The sequence below is a fragment of the Paenibacillus sp. JT31N17 genome, assembly GCF_056269255.1.
In genome coordinates this window covers 1-14,672 of sequence record NZ_JBWDNP010000026.1, presented here as the reverse complement: position 1 = coordinate 14,672, position 14,672 = coordinate 1, and the positions used below count along the sequence as shown (strand labels likewise).

General features: G+C 47.3%; 21 protein-coding genes. 19 read left to right on the top strand and 2 right to left on the bottom strand.

The genetic code is table 11. The features are described 5' to 3' along the window. Position 1: 1 nt before the first annotated feature. From AC0YOB_RS36865 to AC0YOB_RS36790, 16 genes are all read left to right on the top strand, one after another. Positions 2–655 (top strand): adenylate kinase, encoded by a 654-nt coding sequence (locus tag AC0YOB_RS36865; RefSeq protein WP_210046657.1) that lies wholly within the window; start codon positions 2–4, stop codon positions 653–655. After that, entirely contained in the window at positions 652–1,413 is a 762-nt protein-coding gene (gene map / locus AC0YOB_RS36860) for a type I methionyl aminopeptidase (protein ID WP_210046656.1), read from the top strand. Before AC0YOB_RS36865 ends, map begins: the two co-directional genes overlap by 4 nt. 14 nt (positions 1,414–1,427) lie before the next feature. Beyond that, positions 1,428–1,700, top strand: coding sequence for a KOW domain-containing RNA-binding protein (locus AC0YOB_RS36855; protein ID WP_210046703.1), 273 nt, complete (start codon positions 1,428–1,430; stop codon positions 1,698–1,700). A gap of 2 nt (positions 1,701–1,702) precedes the next feature. Continuing rightward, positions 1,703–1,918 (top strand): translation initiation factor IF-1, encoded by a 216-nt coding sequence (gene infA / locus AC0YOB_RS36850; RefSeq protein WP_015847200.1) that lies wholly within the window; start codon positions 1,703–1,705, stop codon positions 1,916–1,918. A 46-nt stretch (positions 1,919–1,964) separates the two neighbouring features. Beyond that, positions 1,965–2,078 carry a 50S ribosomal protein L36 gene (gene rpmJ / locus AC0YOB_RS36845; RefSeq protein WP_003333770.1) on the top strand — a complete coding sequence of 38 codons (114 nt, stop codon included), beginning with the start codon at positions 1,965–1,967 and terminating at the stop codon, positions 2,076–2,078. 17 nt (positions 2,079–2,095) lie between these two features. Then, entirely contained in the window at positions 2,096–2,464 is a 369-nt protein-coding gene (rpsM, locus tag AC0YOB_RS36840; RefSeq protein ID WP_210046655.1) for a 30S ribosomal protein S13, read from the top strand. 18 nt (positions 2,465–2,482) lie between these two features. Beyond that, positions 2,483–2,878 carry a 30S ribosomal protein S11 gene (rpsK, locus tag AC0YOB_RS36835; protein ID WP_125663943.1) on the top strand — a complete coding sequence of 132 codons (396 nt, stop codon included), beginning with the start codon at positions 2,483–2,485 and terminating at the stop codon, positions 2,876–2,878. Between the two features lie 128 nt (positions 2,879–3,006). Further along, positions 3,007–3,951: a DNA-directed RNA polymerase subunit alpha gene (locus tag AC0YOB_RS36830; RefSeq protein WP_210046654.1), complete on the top strand. Its 945-nt coding sequence runs from the start codon at positions 3,007–3,009 to the stop codon at positions 3,949–3,951. A 14-nt stretch (positions 3,952–3,965) separates the two neighbouring features. Next, the gene (rplQ, locus tag AC0YOB_RS36825) at positions 3,966–4,331 is read left to right on the top strand and encodes a 50S ribosomal protein L17 (RefSeq protein WP_189000425.1); all 366 of its coding nucleotides are present in this window, start codon (positions 3,966–3,968) and stop codon (positions 4,329–4,331) included. Between the two features lie 556 nt (positions 4,332–4,887). Beyond that, complete coding sequence (truA, locus tag AC0YOB_RS36820; RefSeq protein ID WP_475797015.1) at positions 4,888–5,628, top strand: tRNA pseudouridine(38-40) synthase TruA; 741 nt, start codon at positions 4,888–4,890, stop codon at positions 5,626–5,628. A gap of 212 nt (positions 5,629–5,840) precedes the next feature. Continuing rightward, entirely contained in the window at positions 5,841–6,278 is a 438-nt protein-coding gene (gene rplM / locus AC0YOB_RS36815; RefSeq protein ID WP_210046652.1) for a 50S ribosomal protein L13, read from the top strand. A gap of 19 nt (positions 6,279–6,297) precedes the next feature. Then, positions 6,298–6,690 (top strand): 30S ribosomal protein S9, encoded by a 393-nt coding sequence (rpsI, locus tag AC0YOB_RS36810; RefSeq protein ID WP_210046651.1) that lies wholly within the window; start codon positions 6,298–6,300, stop codon positions 6,688–6,690. Positions 6,691–6,838: 148 nt separating this feature from the next. Next, positions 6,839–7,531 (top strand): phosphoadenylyl-sulfate reductase, encoded by a 693-nt coding sequence (locus AC0YOB_RS36805; protein ID WP_475797014.1) that lies wholly within the window; start codon positions 6,839–6,841, stop codon positions 7,529–7,531. 17 nt (positions 7,532–7,548) lie between these two features. Beyond that, positions 7,549–8,715 carry a sulfate adenylyltransferase gene (gene sat / locus AC0YOB_RS36800; RefSeq protein WP_475797013.1) on the top strand — a complete coding sequence of 389 codons (1,167 nt, stop codon included), beginning with the start codon at positions 7,549–7,551 and terminating at the stop codon, positions 8,713–8,715. A 127-nt stretch (positions 8,716–8,842) separates the two neighbouring features. After that, positions 8,843–9,616 carry an N-acetylmuramoyl-L-alanine amidase CwlD gene (gene cwlD, locus AC0YOB_RS36795; protein WP_475797012.1) on the top strand — a complete coding sequence of 258 codons (774 nt, stop codon included), beginning with the start codon at positions 8,843–8,845 and terminating at the stop codon, positions 9,614–9,616. 212 nt (positions 9,617–9,828) lie between these two features. Then, the gene (locus tag AC0YOB_RS36790) at positions 9,829–10,926 is read left to right on the top strand and encodes an Mrp/NBP35 family ATP-binding protein (protein WP_475797011.1); all 1,098 of its coding nucleotides are present in this window, start codon (positions 9,829–9,831) and stop codon (positions 10,924–10,926) included. Positions 10,927–11,035: 109 nt separating this feature from the next. Here the strand turns inward: AC0YOB_RS36790 and gerD are convergent, their stop codons facing one another. Then, positions 11,036–11,716, bottom strand: a complete 681-nt coding sequence (gene gerD, locus AC0YOB_RS36785; protein ID WP_475790658.1) for a spore germination lipoprotein GerD — start codon at positions 11,714–11,716, stop codon at positions 11,036–11,038. Between the two features lie 199 nt (positions 11,717–11,915). Between gerD and AC0YOB_RS36780 the strand changes: the two genes are divergently transcribed. Beyond that, a complete protein-coding gene (locus AC0YOB_RS36780) occupies positions 11,916–12,545 on the top strand; it encodes a KinB-signaling pathway activation protein (protein WP_475797010.1) in 630 nt (209 codons plus the stop codon). Between the two features lie 18 nt (positions 12,546–12,563). Here the strand turns inward: AC0YOB_RS36780 and pdaB are convergent, their stop codons facing one another. Beyond that, positions 12,564–13,367 (bottom strand): polysaccharide deacetylase family sporulation protein PdaB, encoded by an 804-nt coding sequence (gene pdaB / locus AC0YOB_RS36775; protein WP_210046644.1) that lies wholly within the window; start codon positions 13,365–13,367, stop codon positions 12,564–12,566. A gap of 111 nt (positions 13,368–13,478) precedes the next feature. Here pdaB and AC0YOB_RS36770 point away from each other — a divergent pair, with 111 nt between their 5' ends. Together AC0YOB_RS36770 and AC0YOB_RS36765 are read left to right on the top strand one after the other, a co-directional pair. Next, complete coding sequence (locus tag AC0YOB_RS36770) at positions 13,479–14,090, top strand: stage II sporulation protein M (protein WP_475797009.1); 612 nt, start codon at positions 13,479–13,481, stop codon at positions 14,088–14,090. A 103-nt stretch (positions 14,091–14,193) separates the two neighbouring features. Then, entirely contained in the window at positions 14,194–14,415 is a 222-nt protein-coding gene (locus AC0YOB_RS36765) for a hypothetical protein (RefSeq protein WP_210046642.1), read from the top strand. The last annotated feature ends 257 nt before the right edge of the window (positions 14,416–14,672 follow it).

Sequence of the window (14,672 nt, the reverse complement as noted above, 5' to 3'; positions counted from 1 at the left end):
AATGAACATTTTATTCATGGGCCCTCCAGGCGCCGGTAAAGGTACGCAGGCCGAGAGAATAGTGGATACCTTCGGAATTCCCCATATCTCTACGGGTGACGCGTTCCGACTGGCCATGAAACAAGGCACGCCTCTGGGACAGAAGGCTAAAGAATACGTCGATCAAGGTCTTCTCGTACCGGACGAAATTACGAACGGAATCGTTCGTGAACGTCTGCAGCTTGAAGATTGCCAAAAAGGATTCCTGCTAGACGGCTTTCCACGGACACTACAGCAAGCCGAGGCTTTGGATGGTATGCTTGCTGAAATGGGTCGAAGCATTGACCATGTTGTTAACTTAAAAGTTGACCGCGGTCTGCTGCTTGCGCGTCTGACCGGTCGCCGCATTTGTAAATCTTGTGGTGCGACCTACCACATTATGTTCAATCCGCCAAAGCAAGAAGGCATTTGCGATAAATGCGGCGGCGAGCTGTATCAGAGGTCAGACGATACGGAAGCGAAAGTCGGTACTCGTCTTGACGAGTACATTTCAAAAACAGCTCCTCTTCTGGATTATTACTCGGGCAAAGGGATCCTGCGCGAGGTGGACGGAGAGAGAGAGATTGATGAAGTAACGACGGAGATTGTTTCTGCTCTACGGGGAACAGCCGAATGATTATATGCAAATCCGAGTCGGAATTGCAATATATGAGAGAAGCTGGCCGAATCGTTGCCGAAACGCACCGGTTGTTGAAACAATCCATTCGTCCTGGTATTACGACCAAGGAATTGGACGGGATCGCGGAAACTTACATCCGCAGTCAAAATGCCATTCCATCTTTTAAAGGATACAATCAATTTCCTGCCAGCATTTGCGCTTCTGTCAATGAAGAGCTGGTACATGGAATTCCGGGCTCACGCAAGCTGAATGATGGCGACATTATCAGCATCGATATTGGTGCGCAGTACAAAGGATACCATGGTGATTCCGCCTGGACCTACGGCGTAGGCAGTATCAGTGAGCAGACGAACAGGCTGTTGGAAGTGACGGAAGAGTCACTTTATGCTGGTCTGGCGCTCGTTAAACCGGATGTTCGGTTGTTTACGATCTCGCATGCGATTCAACAAGTGATCGAAGCTGCTGGCTTCTCCGTTGTTCGTGAATATGTTGGTCACGGCATTGGAGCCAGCCTCCATGAAGAGCCACAGATTCCGAATTACGGCATGCCCAATCATGGGCCTAGGCTCAAACCGGGCATGGTGCTCGCGATTGAACCGATGGTCAACATCGGGGAGCGTTACGTACGTACGCTGGAGGATAATTGGACGGTCGTTACCGAAGACGGTTCATGGTGCGCTCATTTTGAGCATACTGTGGCCGTGACGGCAGATGGCTGTGAAATATTAACCCTACCAAGGGAGCAGGCAGGTTGAACGCATTGGAACATATGCCGGAAATCGGCCGCATAGTCCAGATACTGCGTGGTAAGGAAGAAGGCGGCTATGCTGTTATTATCGGCATCGTCGATGAGAAATTCGTCCTTATCGCAGACGGTGACAAGCGGCGCTTCGATCAACCGAAGAAGAAGAACGTACTGCATCTTAGGATGCAGCCGGTCGTCAGTCATGAAGTGACGGACAGCATGCGGGAAACCGGCCGTGTTACGAATGCCAAGCTGCGTTTTGCGATTCAGAAAGCAGCGCAAGGGAAAGGAGATTGACTGTGGCTAAAGAAGATGTCATTGAAGTTGAAGGTACGGTAATTGAACCGCTGCCTAACGCCATGTTCAAGGTTGAACTGGAGAATGGACACCAAATTCTGGCTCATGTATCGGGTAAACTCAGAATGCATTTTATCCGTATCCTGACAGGAGATAAAGTGGTCATCCAGTTGTCGCCTTATGATCTATCTAGAGGACGCATTACCTATCGGAAGTAAGCCGGTATACGGTTTTGCTAACGAAAGAATTCGGGAGGTAATCACAATGAAGGTTAGACCTTCGGTCAAGCCGATCTGCGAAAAATGCAAAGTCATTCGCCGCAAAGGCAATGTAATGGTGATTTGTGAAAATCCGAAACACAAACAAAAACAAGGATAAAGGAGGGATAACGGTACATGGCACGTATTGCTGGTGTAGACTTACCGCGTGATAAACGCGTCGTCATTGCTCTGACCTACATTTTTGGTATCGGCACAACAACTGCCCACAAGATTCTGAGTACTACTGGGATCAGTGAACAGACACGCGTTCGCGACCTGACTGAAGATGAAGTCAGCAAACTCCGCGAAACGATTGATAAATCCGTTAAGGTGGAAGGCGACCTTCGTCGTGAAATTTCTCTTAACATCAAACGTCTGATCGAAATTGGCTGCTACCGCGGTGTTCGTCACCGTCGTGGTCTTCCGGTTCGTGGTCAACGGACGAAAACCAATGCTCGTACGCGTAAAGGTCCTCGTCGGACTGTAGCGAACAAGAAGAAATAACAAGGGGGGATAACTCAAATGGCAAAACCGAAAAAAGCGGTTCGTACAAAACGTCGTGACCGTAAAAATATTGAATCGGGCGTGGCACACATCCGTTCAACGTTCAATAACACGATTGTTACTATCACTGATCCGCACGGCAACGCGATCTCCTGGGCAAGCTCAGGCAACCTTGGTTTCAAAGGTTCCCGTAAAAGCACGCCTTTCGCAGCTCAAATGGCTGCCGAATCCGCTGCCAAAGCTGCAATGGAGCATGGTATGAAAGCTGTTGAAGTCATGGTTAAGGGTCCAGGTGCAGGTCGTGAAGCGGCAATCCGCTCCCTGCAGGCAGCTGGTCTTGAAGTTAACCTCATTAAGGACGTAACGCCTGTTCCGCATAACGGATGCCGTCCGCCGAAACGTCGTCGCGTATAGTCTAGTCGGGTGTGGTATCAAATATCGACAACTTGTGAATAATGGTTGTGAAGGTTTGGCATACTACATGATTAGACTTCAATTGCGATCATGGTAACGGAGCGACGTTTTGAAGGAGGGGACTATTAGTGATTGAGATCGAAAAGCCGAAAATCGAAACCGTAGAGCTGAACGAGGAAGGCACTTACGGACGTTTCGTAGTTGAACCGTTGGAACGCGGATACGGGACGACGCTCGGGAACTCGCTACGCAGAATCCTGTTGTCGTCATTGCCGGGTGCTGCTGTAACATCAGTTCAGATCGACGGCGTGCTTCATGAATTCTCGACGGTTCCAGGTGTGATGGAGGACGTAACCGAGATCATTCTGAACCTCAAAGGGCTTTCACTCAAAATCCATTCCGACGAAGAGAAGGTATTGGAAATTGACGCTGAAGGCGATGGCAACGTTACGGCGGGCGATATTCGCGCTGATAGCGATGTCGAAATTTTAAACCCTGATCTTCATGTCGCTACTCTGGCTTCCGGTGCACGGCTTCATATGCGTGTATTCGCCAATCGCGGACGCGGTTACGTTCAAGCGGATCGTAACAAACGGGAAGATCAGCCGATTGGTGTAATCCCGGTCGATTCGATCTATACGCCAATTACGCGCGTCAACTATACAGTTGAGAACACCCGCGTTGGCCAAGTAACGAACTATGATAAGCTGACATTGGAAGTTTGGACCGATGGCAGCATCAGGCCGGAAGAGGCAGTTAGCCTCGGCGCCAAAATTTTGACCGAGCATCTTGATTTGTTCGTGGGACTTACGGATGAAGCCAAGGATGCCGAAATCATGGTGGAAAAAGAAGAAGACAAAAAAGAAAAAGTACTAGAGATGACGATTGAAGAACTCGATCTCTCCGTACGTTCTTACAATTGTCTCAAGCGTGCAGGCATCAACACCGTTCAAGAGCTGATAACGAAAACCGAAGAAGACATGATGAAAGTCCGCAACCTTGGACGCAAGTCTTTAGAGGAAGTTCAAGAGAAGCTCGAAGAACTCGGTCTTGGCCTCCGTATGGAAGAATAAAGGAGGGAAAATCGATGGCATATTCAAAATTGAGCCGTGACGCTAGTTCGCGTAAAGCATTATTCCGCGATCTTTGCACTGACTTGTTCCTGTATGAGCGGATTCAAACGACTGAAGCGAAAGCGAAAGAGCTTCGCCCGATCGCAGAAAAGCTGATCACGCTTGCTAAACGCGGTGATCTTCACGCTCGTCGTCAAGTGGCTGCTTTTGTACGTCGCGAATCAATCGATGGCGAACAAGATGCAATACAAAAACTGTTTTCCGAGCTGGCTACCCGTTACTCGGAACGTCCGGGCGGATACACACGTATTTTGAAATTGGGACCTCGTCGCGGAGACGCGGCACCAATGGTTTATTTGGAACTCGTGGACCGCGCGTAAACAAACGAAAGGGTGGACCTTGCGGCCACCTTTTTTTTGTGCCATTAAATGCGGCTCGGCTCGGACGAACCTTCGGTACGAGCTAAAGAAGGGGCGGCGGATGCTGTTGTCCACGTATGATATTGAATTGATAAGGTAATCACATGTGGACAAAGGCAGGAAGTAAGCTCTTCGGCCCTTCTGGGCTCTACCCTACGGCTCTTCTCGCTGCACCAGTATGTCTGGAAATTATACTGACTATCGGTGGTATGGTTGGAGAAGTCTCTTTATAGCTGTTGAACTCGCTGCCGTGTCTTTAAAGGCTTGCAGCCTTTATGGCAAAGATACAGAGCAGTTTGTTTGTTGCAGACCGACAAGCAATAGAGCAGACAAGCAATAGAGTAACAAGACAAACATAAGCAACAGCTGATCAACAAAAGACAACACATCTAGTAACAACGACTGACCTGCCAGCAGTTCAAGCTGGAGCAAGAACAGATTTAGTAACAAACAGAGCACTGAACAATCGCCATACGCGCAATATCAACTGAGCAATTTGTCGGAGAGGAGGTGTGGGATGCGGAATCTGAGGGTGGTCGTCAGCTATGACGGAACCCGCTATTATGGCTTTCAAACGCAGCCTGGCGGAAATACGATCCAGGATGTGATTCAGGATACCATCAAGAAGCTAAGCGGCGAAGAGGTTCAGATCATCGGTTCAGGAAGAACGGATGCTGGCGTTCACGCGCGTGGGCAAGTATTTAATTTTCACACAGCAGTGGCAATACCGGTTGAGCGGTGGGCGATCGCTCTTAATACGAGACTGCCGAAAGACATCGTTATCCGCAGCGTGGATGAAGTGGAGCCGGAGTTTCATTCCAGCTATTCCGCCAAGCGCAAGACGTATCGTTATTCAATAGATATGAATAAGTTCCCGGACGTGTTCGAACGGCGTTACCGGTTTCATCATCCTACACCTCTACGTGTTGACGAGATGCGAAAAGGCTTGGCTGCCCTTGTAGGCACACATGACTTCAGTTCCTTTACATCCAGACGTTCAACCAAGACAACGCATATACGTACCGTATATGAAGCGCGTATTGACGAGGAAGACGGCAAGCTGGATCTTTTTATCTCAGGCGGCGGGTTCTTATACAACATGGTACGGGTCATTACAGGGACGCTGCTGCTTGTAGGAGAAGGCAAACTCACAGCGGATGATGTCTCAACCATTCTTGAAGCCCGGGACCGTTCTGCTGCCGGACCGACCGCCATGGCACATGGTCTGAATTTGTGGGAAGTGGAGTACTTGGAATAGCTGCAATCATACCGAAAAATAGCCCAAACATTATGCTTGCGCTTATGTTCTGTATATAGTAAAATATAACTTGTGCTTTCTTAGTGGCTCTCCCACAGCCCCGACTAAGTTGGCCATCCAAATTGTATATCAAACAAGTTAATGAATCGATGAAACGACATCGTTTCTTCATACATGAGAACGGTTGTTTTAATGAAGAAGGAGGATCATCCATGCGCACCACCTATATGGCTAAGCCAAATGAAGTTGAACGCAAATGGTACGTCATTGATGCGGAAGGTAAAACACTGGGTCGTCTTGCAAGCGAAGCTGCTGCATTAATCCGCGGCAAGCACAAACCAGAATTCACACCGCACGTTGACACAGGCGACTTCGTTGTAGTAATCAACGCTGAGAAAATTCATCTGACAGGTAAAAAGCTTCAAAACAAGCTGTACTACCGTCACTCCATGTATCCGGGCGGATTGAGAATAACTAATGCTCAGGATATGATCAACAAAACTCCAGAACGTGTACTGGAATTTGCCATTCACGGCATGCTTCCTAAGAACCGTCTGGGTGACAAAATGAAGCTTAAACTTAAAGTTTATGCCGGATCGGAACACCCACATCAAGCACAAAACCCGGAAGTCTATGAACTTCGCGGATAATTAGAGGGAGGACAGTTTCATGGCTCAAGTACAATACTATGGAACCGGTCGTCGCAAACACTCTGTTGCACGTGTACGCCTTGTGCCGGGTGAAGGACGAATCATTATCAATAAACGTGACCTCAATGAGTATTTTGGTCTCGAAACACTTAAACTGATCGTGAAACAACCGCTTAATCTTACAGATACAACGGACAAGTACGATGTATTGGTACTTGCTCATGGCGGCGGTATTTCCGGTCAAGCGGGAGCCATCCGTCATGGTATTTCACGCGCTCTGCTCAAAGCAGACCCTGAATTCCGTCCAGCTCTGAAGCGTGCAGGCTTCCTGACACGTGACCCACGTATGAAAGAACGTAAGAAATATGGACTTAAAGCGGCTCGTCGCGCGCCTCAGTTCTCGAAACGTTAAACGAATCAACGAAAAATGCCCCTTCTGCTGGCCAGAGGGGGTATTTTTCTTCATATTGGCTCATTTAAGTCATTGAACAATACCATCATTAGACGTATAATTTAAAGTAGATCACTTTACTAGGAATTCGTTAATGGAGGCATTAGATATGAACCTTTTTGAGAAAGAAGCACTTATAACGCAAAAAGCAGTGGAATTGGAAAACGCATCGCCGCAGGAAATTATTAAATTTGCCATCGAAACCTTTCCGAACATTACGTTTGCCTGCAGTTTTGGTGCGGAGGATGTAGTTATCGTCGATATGCTGCAAAAAATCAGTCCAAGTACAGACGTATTTTACTTGGATACAGATTTTCACTTCAAAGAAACTTATGAAACAAGAGATAAGATGAAAGAAATTTACGGCATGAACTTTGTTGAAGTTAAGCCTGAGATTACACCAGAGCAGCAGGCCGAACAATTCGGGGATGAGCTTTGGAAAAGTGATGCCAATCAATGCTGCAATATTCGCAAAGTTCAGCCTCTGACCAAAATTTTGTCCAAATACGAAGCTTGGATTACCGGTATTCGCCGCGATCAGGCGCCGACGCGTGCCAATTCAAAAAAAGTGGAATATGACACCAAGTTTGGTCTGGTGAAGTTCAACCCAATCGCAAGCTGGACTTCCGAGGACGTTTGGGAGTATATCCGCACGAATAATGTTTATTACAACCCGCTGCATGATAATAATTATCCAAGCATTGGCTGCGAGCATTGCACGCGTCAGGTCATGCCGGGTGAGGACCCGCGTGCCGGTCGTTGGGCGGGACAAGAAAAAACAGAATGCGGATTGCATAAATAAGGGAGGCACTTGCATAAATGAGCAGCATAAAGCCGCATGGCGGCGAACTCATCAATCGAATCGCCACTGGAGCACAGCGTGATGCGTTAGTTGCGGAAGCGGCAACCTTGTCATCCATTGTTATTAATACCTGGGCTGTATCTGATCTTGATTTAATAGGTGTTGGAGCTTTTTCACCGCTCACGGGTTTCCTGAACGAAGCCGATTATCAATCTGTTGTAGAGAAAATGCGTCTTGCTAACGGCATTGTGTGGAGTATTCCGATCACTTTATCCGTTGAGGATGAGAAGGCGGCAGAGCTCTCTGTAGGGAGTCGTGCGGCACTGACAGGTGAAGATGGCGTGCTTTACGGTGTTATCGATATCGAGAGCATCTACAAAGTGGATCAGAACCTTGAGGCCATTAATGTTTTCAAAACCGATGATCAAGAACATCCCGGAGTAGCCAAATTGTTTGGTCGTCCTTCCACTTATGTTGGTGGACCCATAACCGTAATCAACCGGCCTCAGCCGGAAAAGTTTAATGAGTTTTATTTCGATCCTGCCGAGACCCGTAAGATCTTTGCAGATAACGGCTGGAAAACCATCGTGGGATTCCAGACTCGAAATCCCGTCCACCGGGCTCATGAATATATCCAAAAATGTGCAATGGAAATTGTCGATGCACTTTTTCTGAATCCGCTGGTAGGAGAAACCAAATCGGATGACGTGCCGGCTAATGTGCGGATGAAGAGCTACGTTGCCTTGCTTGAGAATTATTATCCGAAGGATCGTGTTTTTCTTGGTGTTTTTCCAGCGGCGATGCGTTATGCGGGACCAAGGGAAGCTATCTTTCATGCAATGGTTCGTAAAAACTACGGCTGCACGCATTTCATTGTAGGCCGTGATCATGCGGGTGTTGGTGATTACTACGGGACTTACGAGGCGCAGGAGTTGCTTCGCACATTTTCTGCGGAGGAGCTTGGCATAACGCCGCTATTTTTTGAGCACAGCTTCTTCTGTAAGAAATGCGGCAACATGGCATCCAGCAAAACATGTCCGCATGATAAAGAGCATCACCTAACGCTGTCAGGCACCAAGGTTCGCGCTTTGCTTCGTGACGGAATATGTCCGCCTCCAGAGTTCTCTCGTCCGGAAGTGGCTCAAATTCTGATCGAAGGCATGTCAGAACAGCCTGTGAACTAGTTAGTAACAATTTGTATCGGACAACTGATATTCGCATAACCGACCACCTCGTCCCATAAGATGATAAGAGAGCAGGCAAGACATGCCTCTTGCGTTATCATTGTTGGGGATTGGGGTGGTTTTTTGTATGCGCGGTTTTCGTAACCGATTCGTTGTCTGGATTACATACCGTGGAGCCTTACGCATCGTGGCTGGCATGGCGGTTGTATTGTTGACGGTTATTTTGCTGACACAGGAAGTGCCTGCGACCCGTACTTGGACGTACTGGACCATGCCGCTTTCCGGGAAAATTATTGCCATTGATGCAGGGCACGGCGGTGTAGACGGCGGAGCGGTCAGTAAACAGGGAGCGGTTGAAAAGGATCTTAATCTGGCGATAGCACTGCAGCTTCGCGACTACTTGCAGCAATCCGGCGCGGTTGTCGTCATGACGCGTGAAGGTGATTATGATCTGGCTAATGAAGGAACCCAGAAAATCAGCAAAAGAAAAACAGAGGATCTCCTGAGGCGCGCTCAATTCGTGAAGGACCAGAACGCCTCAATGCTTATCAGCATCCATATGAACAGCATACCTTCACCAAAATGGTCGGGAGCTCAAACCTTCTTTTATCCCAATCATCCTGATAATGCGGTTTTGGCTTCTTTCATCCAGGAGGAGATTAAACGCAATCTGGACAATACCCAACGGGTGGCCGCCAAGGTCAATACGGTTTACCTGTTGAAGGCTACCGAAGAGATTCCCAGTGCTCTGGTCGAAGTTGGATTTCTTTCAAATCCGGGCGAAGCAAGTCGTCTTGCGGATTCCAATTATCAAAAGATGGTTGCGGCCTCCGTGTATCAAGGTATACTTCGCTATTCCTCAGGAGAAAAATGGGGGAAAGGAACTCCTAATGGATCGTAACGAGATGGCCAGCTTCTCCGCAAGGAGGAGTTGGTTTTTTAAATACAAGTTATATGCGTCCACCGTACTTGGCTTATAATATTTCACCGCAAAAAACAGCACAGGGCATCTCCTCTGGCGATAGCTGGTTCTTCTTGTGATATAATCAATAATGTACATATCGTTATGATCGGTATTGCGTATATATTTGAATATGAGGTGACGATGAACTTATGTTGACTCGTGAGGAAGCCATTTCAGCTGCTGAAGCTGTAGCGGTGCGATATAGCAAGGATGGCAAAGTGAACATCCGTGATGTAATGGTGAAGGAGGGTCAGGTTTCTTTGACCGTTCAAGGCGTCGAGTCTGAGGCTCAGCCGGCGTTTGAGGCGGCTCTGCGCGAGGCTATGGCACGTTTGGGAGTAGAAACGGTACACAGCCGCTTCCGCGCGGCTGCAGCATCGGAGGCGGGCGCTGCAGGCGCGGACGGATCGAAGAGTACATCAGCCGGCTCGGAAGGGAACCGTGCACCCTTACGCGGCCATTCGGCTGGTCTTGAAGCCCACCCACTGCTGCATGCGGGAAGCGGAGTGCAATTTATCGCAGTTGCCAGCGGCAAGGGCGGTGTAGGCAAGTCTACGGTCACCGTTAATTTAGCCGTTGCGCTTGCTCGCCAAGGGAAGAGAGTCGGAATCGTCGATGCCGATATTTACGGGTTTAGCGTTCCGGATATGATGGGAATTGAGGAGAGACCTGAAGTGATAAACGAAAGGGTCATTCCAATTGAAAAATTCGGTGTTCGTGTCATGTCGATGGGATTTTTTGTTGAGGACAATGCACCGATCGTCTGGCGCGGGCCCATGCTCGGCAAAATGCTGCGCAATTTCTTTGCAGAGATCGAGTGGGGCGAGTTGGACTATCTGCTGCTTGATCTGCCCCCGGGCACCGGAGATGTCGCGCTTGATGTTCATCAAATGATTCCGCAAAGCAAAGAAATCATTGTTACTACCCCTCATGCAACAGCCGCCTTTGTAGCTGCACGGGCTGGTGCCATGGCGATTAAAACAGAGCATGAAATTCTTGGCATTGTGGAGAACATGTCTTATTTTGAAAGTAAAAGCGGTGAGAAGGAGTACGTGTTCGGGCGCGGCGGAGGAGCACGTTTGGCGGAATCGCTGAATGCGGAGTTAATGGCTCAAATCCCGTTGGGTGCACCAGATAATCATCCTTCCGAGAAAGACTTCTCTCCGTCTGTCTATAAAGCGGATACGGAGATTGGCCGTTTATATTCGGAGATAGCCCAGAAAGTTATTGCCAAATGTGAAGCATAAAGAAACAGAAGCCAAGCCATACCTGGATTTTAAATATAAAACCCGCTTATATGGAAACCGGTGGAAGAACCGGATCCCGTACAAGCGGGTTTTTATTTTTCACTAAAAGTTAGCCCCCGCCTTGATCGGACATATCGCCGCCGCCAGAGTCCTCTTCGCTTTGGCCTTCCTTCTCGGAAGGTTTCTGCACCTTCTCATCCGGTTTAGGTTTAAGTTCTTCCTTGACCGCCTTCTTCAGCAGATCCAGAATCTCCAAGCGGAAAATTGGACTGGACATCGATTCCTGCATAATCGTCATCACCTGAGAACGATATTGAGTGCTCTGCAGTACTTCGAGAATCATTTTATCCATTTCCGGATTTTTTAAAACTTGAATGAGATCCTTCTGATAGGATGGATCCTTCAGCAGATCCTTGTGGATTTGTTTGTTTTGCTTGTTTACAGCATTGGCAAATTCGCCAGCAAACCGGGTATCAAGCATCAACCGCTCAATGACTTTATTATAATCGGGAGAGACTAATGTTTCCTTGACAGCCAATCTGACCTGTTCCTGATCCTGGACAGACAACAGTTTTGACGTAAAGCCCGAGCTTCCGGATCCTGTGGCGATTGCGGATTCCTGAAGTGCTTTTTGGGCATCTTCGGTCTTCAGTATGTCAATAACCATTGATTTCATATCTTTATAACTGACCGCCTCGCTTGATCCGCCACCTGAAGGCTCGGATCCGCAGCTCGTTATGATGAGTGTCAATGCAATCATGTAACCAATCAACGCGAAGCGTTTGAGCATGCTAACCCCATCTCCTTTCTGACTAAGAATTCATTGGCTTCTGAAGGCTTCATTGCTGAATTGTCATGTGGTAGTTCATCAATAGTATGCGACAATGTTCAAGGTATTATCATGGACACGACATAGCTTTTTGTTGTGAACGTGGTAAAATAAAGGTTGACATGGTTTTGCATGAACCTTCCGAGGAGTGAACGAAAGAGTGAATTTACGCAAATGGTTTTTCCTGTTCTGGAGCACGATGGCGGTTGGCGGTGTCGTGACCATGATAGTTGGAAGTATTATGCAATGGACCGACCAATCCTTTGGTTTTTTGGGACTTCAGGCAGCAGGATTTAATGCGCTTATGATGCTTTTGGTAGGATTATTATTTGGCGCATTTAGTCAAATGGGCTTTTTTGCTTATTTGACGCTTAATTACATCGCACTAAGCGTTCTTCGCAAAAGTTACTTATGGAATGCACTGCAGGCCTACACAACATTGTTTGCGCTGGGCGGACTTGGATACATTTTGTATGGCAATCGCGAGCTTTTGAATAATTGGATATTCTGGTCGCTGCCGGTAGCTCTTGGTTTGGCTGCGTGGCTTGTGGCCTATTTTAAAGTGAAACAAACCAATAATCATGCATTTATTCCAACTGTTTTTTTATTGGTCGTGGTAACCATATTGGAATCCTGGCCGGCCCTGACAGGAGACGAAAGCAATCCGAGCGCTATCGTCTTTATGGTGATTCCGATGTTTGTTTGCAATGCATACCAAATTATGTGGCTTCACCGACTTGTGGGCAAACGAACAGCCGACCCCGCAATAAATGCGAAATCGGCTGTATAATTCTTTTAAATTTGTTCTTTAAAAACCGGTAGAAGCAGCCATTTGCTGCAGCATGGTCGGTTTATCCTGTACCGTCTTGCCCTGCACTTCGGTTTGAGCGATCAGTTCGGAGACAGTTACGAATTCATACCCCTTCTCACGAAGCTGATCAATAATTGCAGGGAGCGCTTCATGGGTTTGTTTGACCGAATCGCTGGCATGCATCAGAACGATATCTCCCGGATGAGCTTTGCTGACGACGCGGTTTACAATTTTGTCTGTACCGATGTTCATCCAATCCAGTGAATCGGTGTCCCATTGAATGACTTTATAATTCATTTGTTCGGCAATGGACAGCACCCTTTTATCAAAATCTCCGTTAGGTAAACGAATCAAGGTTGGTGTTTTGCCGGTTACTTGTGTGAGAACCGAATGAGCGGTTTCGATTTGCTTGCGGATTTCATCATCATTAAGTGTACTGTAGTTCTCATGCTTGTTTCCATGACTGCCAATTTCGTATCCGGCGTCAACGATTTTCTTCACGATCTCCGGATGTGATTGACTCCAGGGAGCAGACAGGAAAAATGTAGCATCCGTTACATTTTTCTGTTTCAATATTTCGAGAATAGGCTCGGTCCGCTTCTCCCCCCAACTGATGTCAAAAGTAAGTGCAATTACTTTCTTATCTGTTGGTACGCTGTAGATAGCGGCTGGCTGCTGTGGAGAAAATACCGTGATATTGTCCTTTTCCGCATAAATGACGCCGACTGCAAATATGATGCCGATCGCGATGAAAAAATAACGTTTCAACCTTTGGCCGTTTATTACATAAAACATGTTCATTGGATTGGGCGCTCCTTTCTGGATTGAGGCTTGTTCTAGTACAATCTATGCTCGTACCACCAACTTATTCGTCACAGATGCGAAAATAGATGTAAAAAAGGAGTTGGCACTATGTTTGGCTTGCGCGAAATTTTTCGTCATTTGGGTACGATGCGCCATTATTTGATTTTCAGCTGTGTCATTATGTTGGCCGGTATTGTCGTAGGAGCTACCAATCCCGGTTTTGATTCCTTCATCCAGGGACAAATGGCGGGTCTCCAGCAGATGGCGGATACCATTGATAACAGCAGCAACCCCACTCTATGGTTTATGGTGTTTATTTTCTTCAATAATGCCATCAAGTCCATTATCGTGATGTATCTGGGAGCGATTCTGGGTATCGTTCCTTTTATATTCTTGGCCATCAACGGCATGATGATTGGATATATTGCAAGCATTACGGCTTCTCAGGGTGGAGATGCCATGCTCACGTTAATGAAAGGCCTTCTCCCACATGGGATTATAGAAATTCCCGCCATCATTATCGCTTGCGCTTATGGCTTCCGATTTGGTGCAATGATGTTCAAGGGGATAGGATCATTGGCCATCAAACGCCCTGGCTGGGGCAAAGATTTGGAGCAGTTTGTCATGCGGACGCTGCCTGCCATGGTTTTCATTGTAGGTCTGCTGCTTATTGCGGCGATTATCGAGAGCACCTTTACACTTTGGCTGCTCGGAAAGTAATAAAATTCCCAAAATCTGAGCATAACAATAAAGCGGCGTCTTTCGCGACATGCGTAAGGCGCCGTTTTAAGTAACACCGATATAAGGGGGCTGCTTAACGGTTATGCTCGGAATATTGTTCAACGACAAAGAATGCAAAGAATATGACTATGTCCTGCGCAAAGAACTTGATGAAATGCTGCTCGATTTGAACGATTCCCGGCTGGATGGCGATATTAAGGCAGCGATTGCCAAGCGGTACAAAGTTATTTTCCGCATGTATGCCCGTATTGCCTCTTCAAAAGAACTGTCCCGTTACGCTCTAAATATGCGAACATACCGCTAAAAACGGGCCATTATCCACATGTGCATAATATTTCAAAAAAAATGCTTGCATTGTGGATAGTGCCTATGGTATCTTATAAAAGTCGCCGCTGAGGCAGCCGACATAAGCTTACTAAGAGAGGGCGCCAAGTTACATAGTGCCTAACTGAAGAAGCATTTGTTCTTTGAAAACTGAACAATGAGCGACCTGTCAAACAGGTTTTAAAGAATGAGCGGTTTTAGCTTATCTGTAAGTCACGAGATCTTCGGATCTCTTTT

Coding starts and splice junctions, on each gene's coding strand:
- AC0YOB_RS36865 (WP_210046657.1), top strand. CDS start 2: ATGAACATTTTATTCATGGGCCCTCCAGGCGCCGGTAAAGGTACGCAG.
- map (WP_210046656.1), top strand. CDS start 652: ATGATTATATGCAAATCCGAGTCGGAATTGCAATATATGAGAGAAGCT.
- AC0YOB_RS36855 (WP_210046703.1), top strand. CDS start 1,428: ATGCCGGAAATCGGCCGCATAGTCCAGATACTGCGTGGTAAGGAAGAA.
- rpmJ (WP_003333770.1), top strand. CDS start 1,965: ATGAAGGTTAGACCTTCGGTCAAGCCGATCTGCGAAAAATGCAAAGTC.
- rpsM (WP_210046655.1), top strand. CDS start 2,096: ATGGCACGTATTGCTGGTGTAGACTTACCGCGTGATAAACGCGTCGTC.
- rpsK (WP_125663943.1), top strand. CDS start 2,483: ATGGCAAAACCGAAAAAAGCGGTTCGTACAAAACGTCGTGACCGTAAA.
- rplQ (WP_189000425.1), top strand. CDS start 3,966: ATGGCATATTCAAAATTGAGCCGTGACGCTAGTTCGCGTAAAGCATTA.
- truA (WP_475797015.1), top strand. CDS start 4,888: ATGCGGAATCTGAGGGTGGTCGTCAGCTATGACGGAACCCGCTATTAT.
- rplM (WP_210046652.1), top strand. CDS start 5,841: ATGCGCACCACCTATATGGCTAAGCCAAATGAAGTTGAACGCAAATGG.
- rpsI (WP_210046651.1), top strand. CDS start 6,298: ATGGCTCAAGTACAATACTATGGAACCGGTCGTCGCAAACACTCTGTT.
- AC0YOB_RS36805 (WP_475797014.1), top strand. CDS start 6,839: ATGAACCTTTTTGAGAAAGAAGCACTTATAACGCAAAAAGCAGTGGAA.
- sat (WP_475797013.1), top strand. CDS start 7,549: ATGAGCAGCATAAAGCCGCATGGCGGCGAACTCATCAATCGAATCGCC.
- cwlD (WP_475797012.1), top strand. CDS start 8,843: ATGCGCGGTTTTCGTAACCGATTCGTTGTCTGGATTACATACCGTGGA.
- AC0YOB_RS36790 (WP_475797011.1), top strand. CDS start 9,829: ATGTTGACTCGTGAGGAAGCCATTTCAGCTGCTGAAGCTGTAGCGGTG.
- gerD (WP_475790658.1), bottom strand. CDS start 11,716: ATGCTCAAACGCTTCGCGTTGATTGGTTACATGATTGCATTGACACTC.
- pdaB (WP_210046644.1), bottom strand. CDS start 13,367: ATGAACATGTTTTATGTAATAAACGGCCAAAGGTTGAAACGTTATTTT.
- AC0YOB_RS36770 (WP_475797009.1), top strand. CDS start 13,479: ATGTTTGGCTTGCGCGAAATTTTTCGTCATTTGGGTACGATGCGCCAT.
- AC0YOB_RS36765 (WP_210046642.1), top strand. CDS start 14,194: ATGCTCGGAATATTGTTCAACGACAAAGAATGCAAAGAATATGACTAT.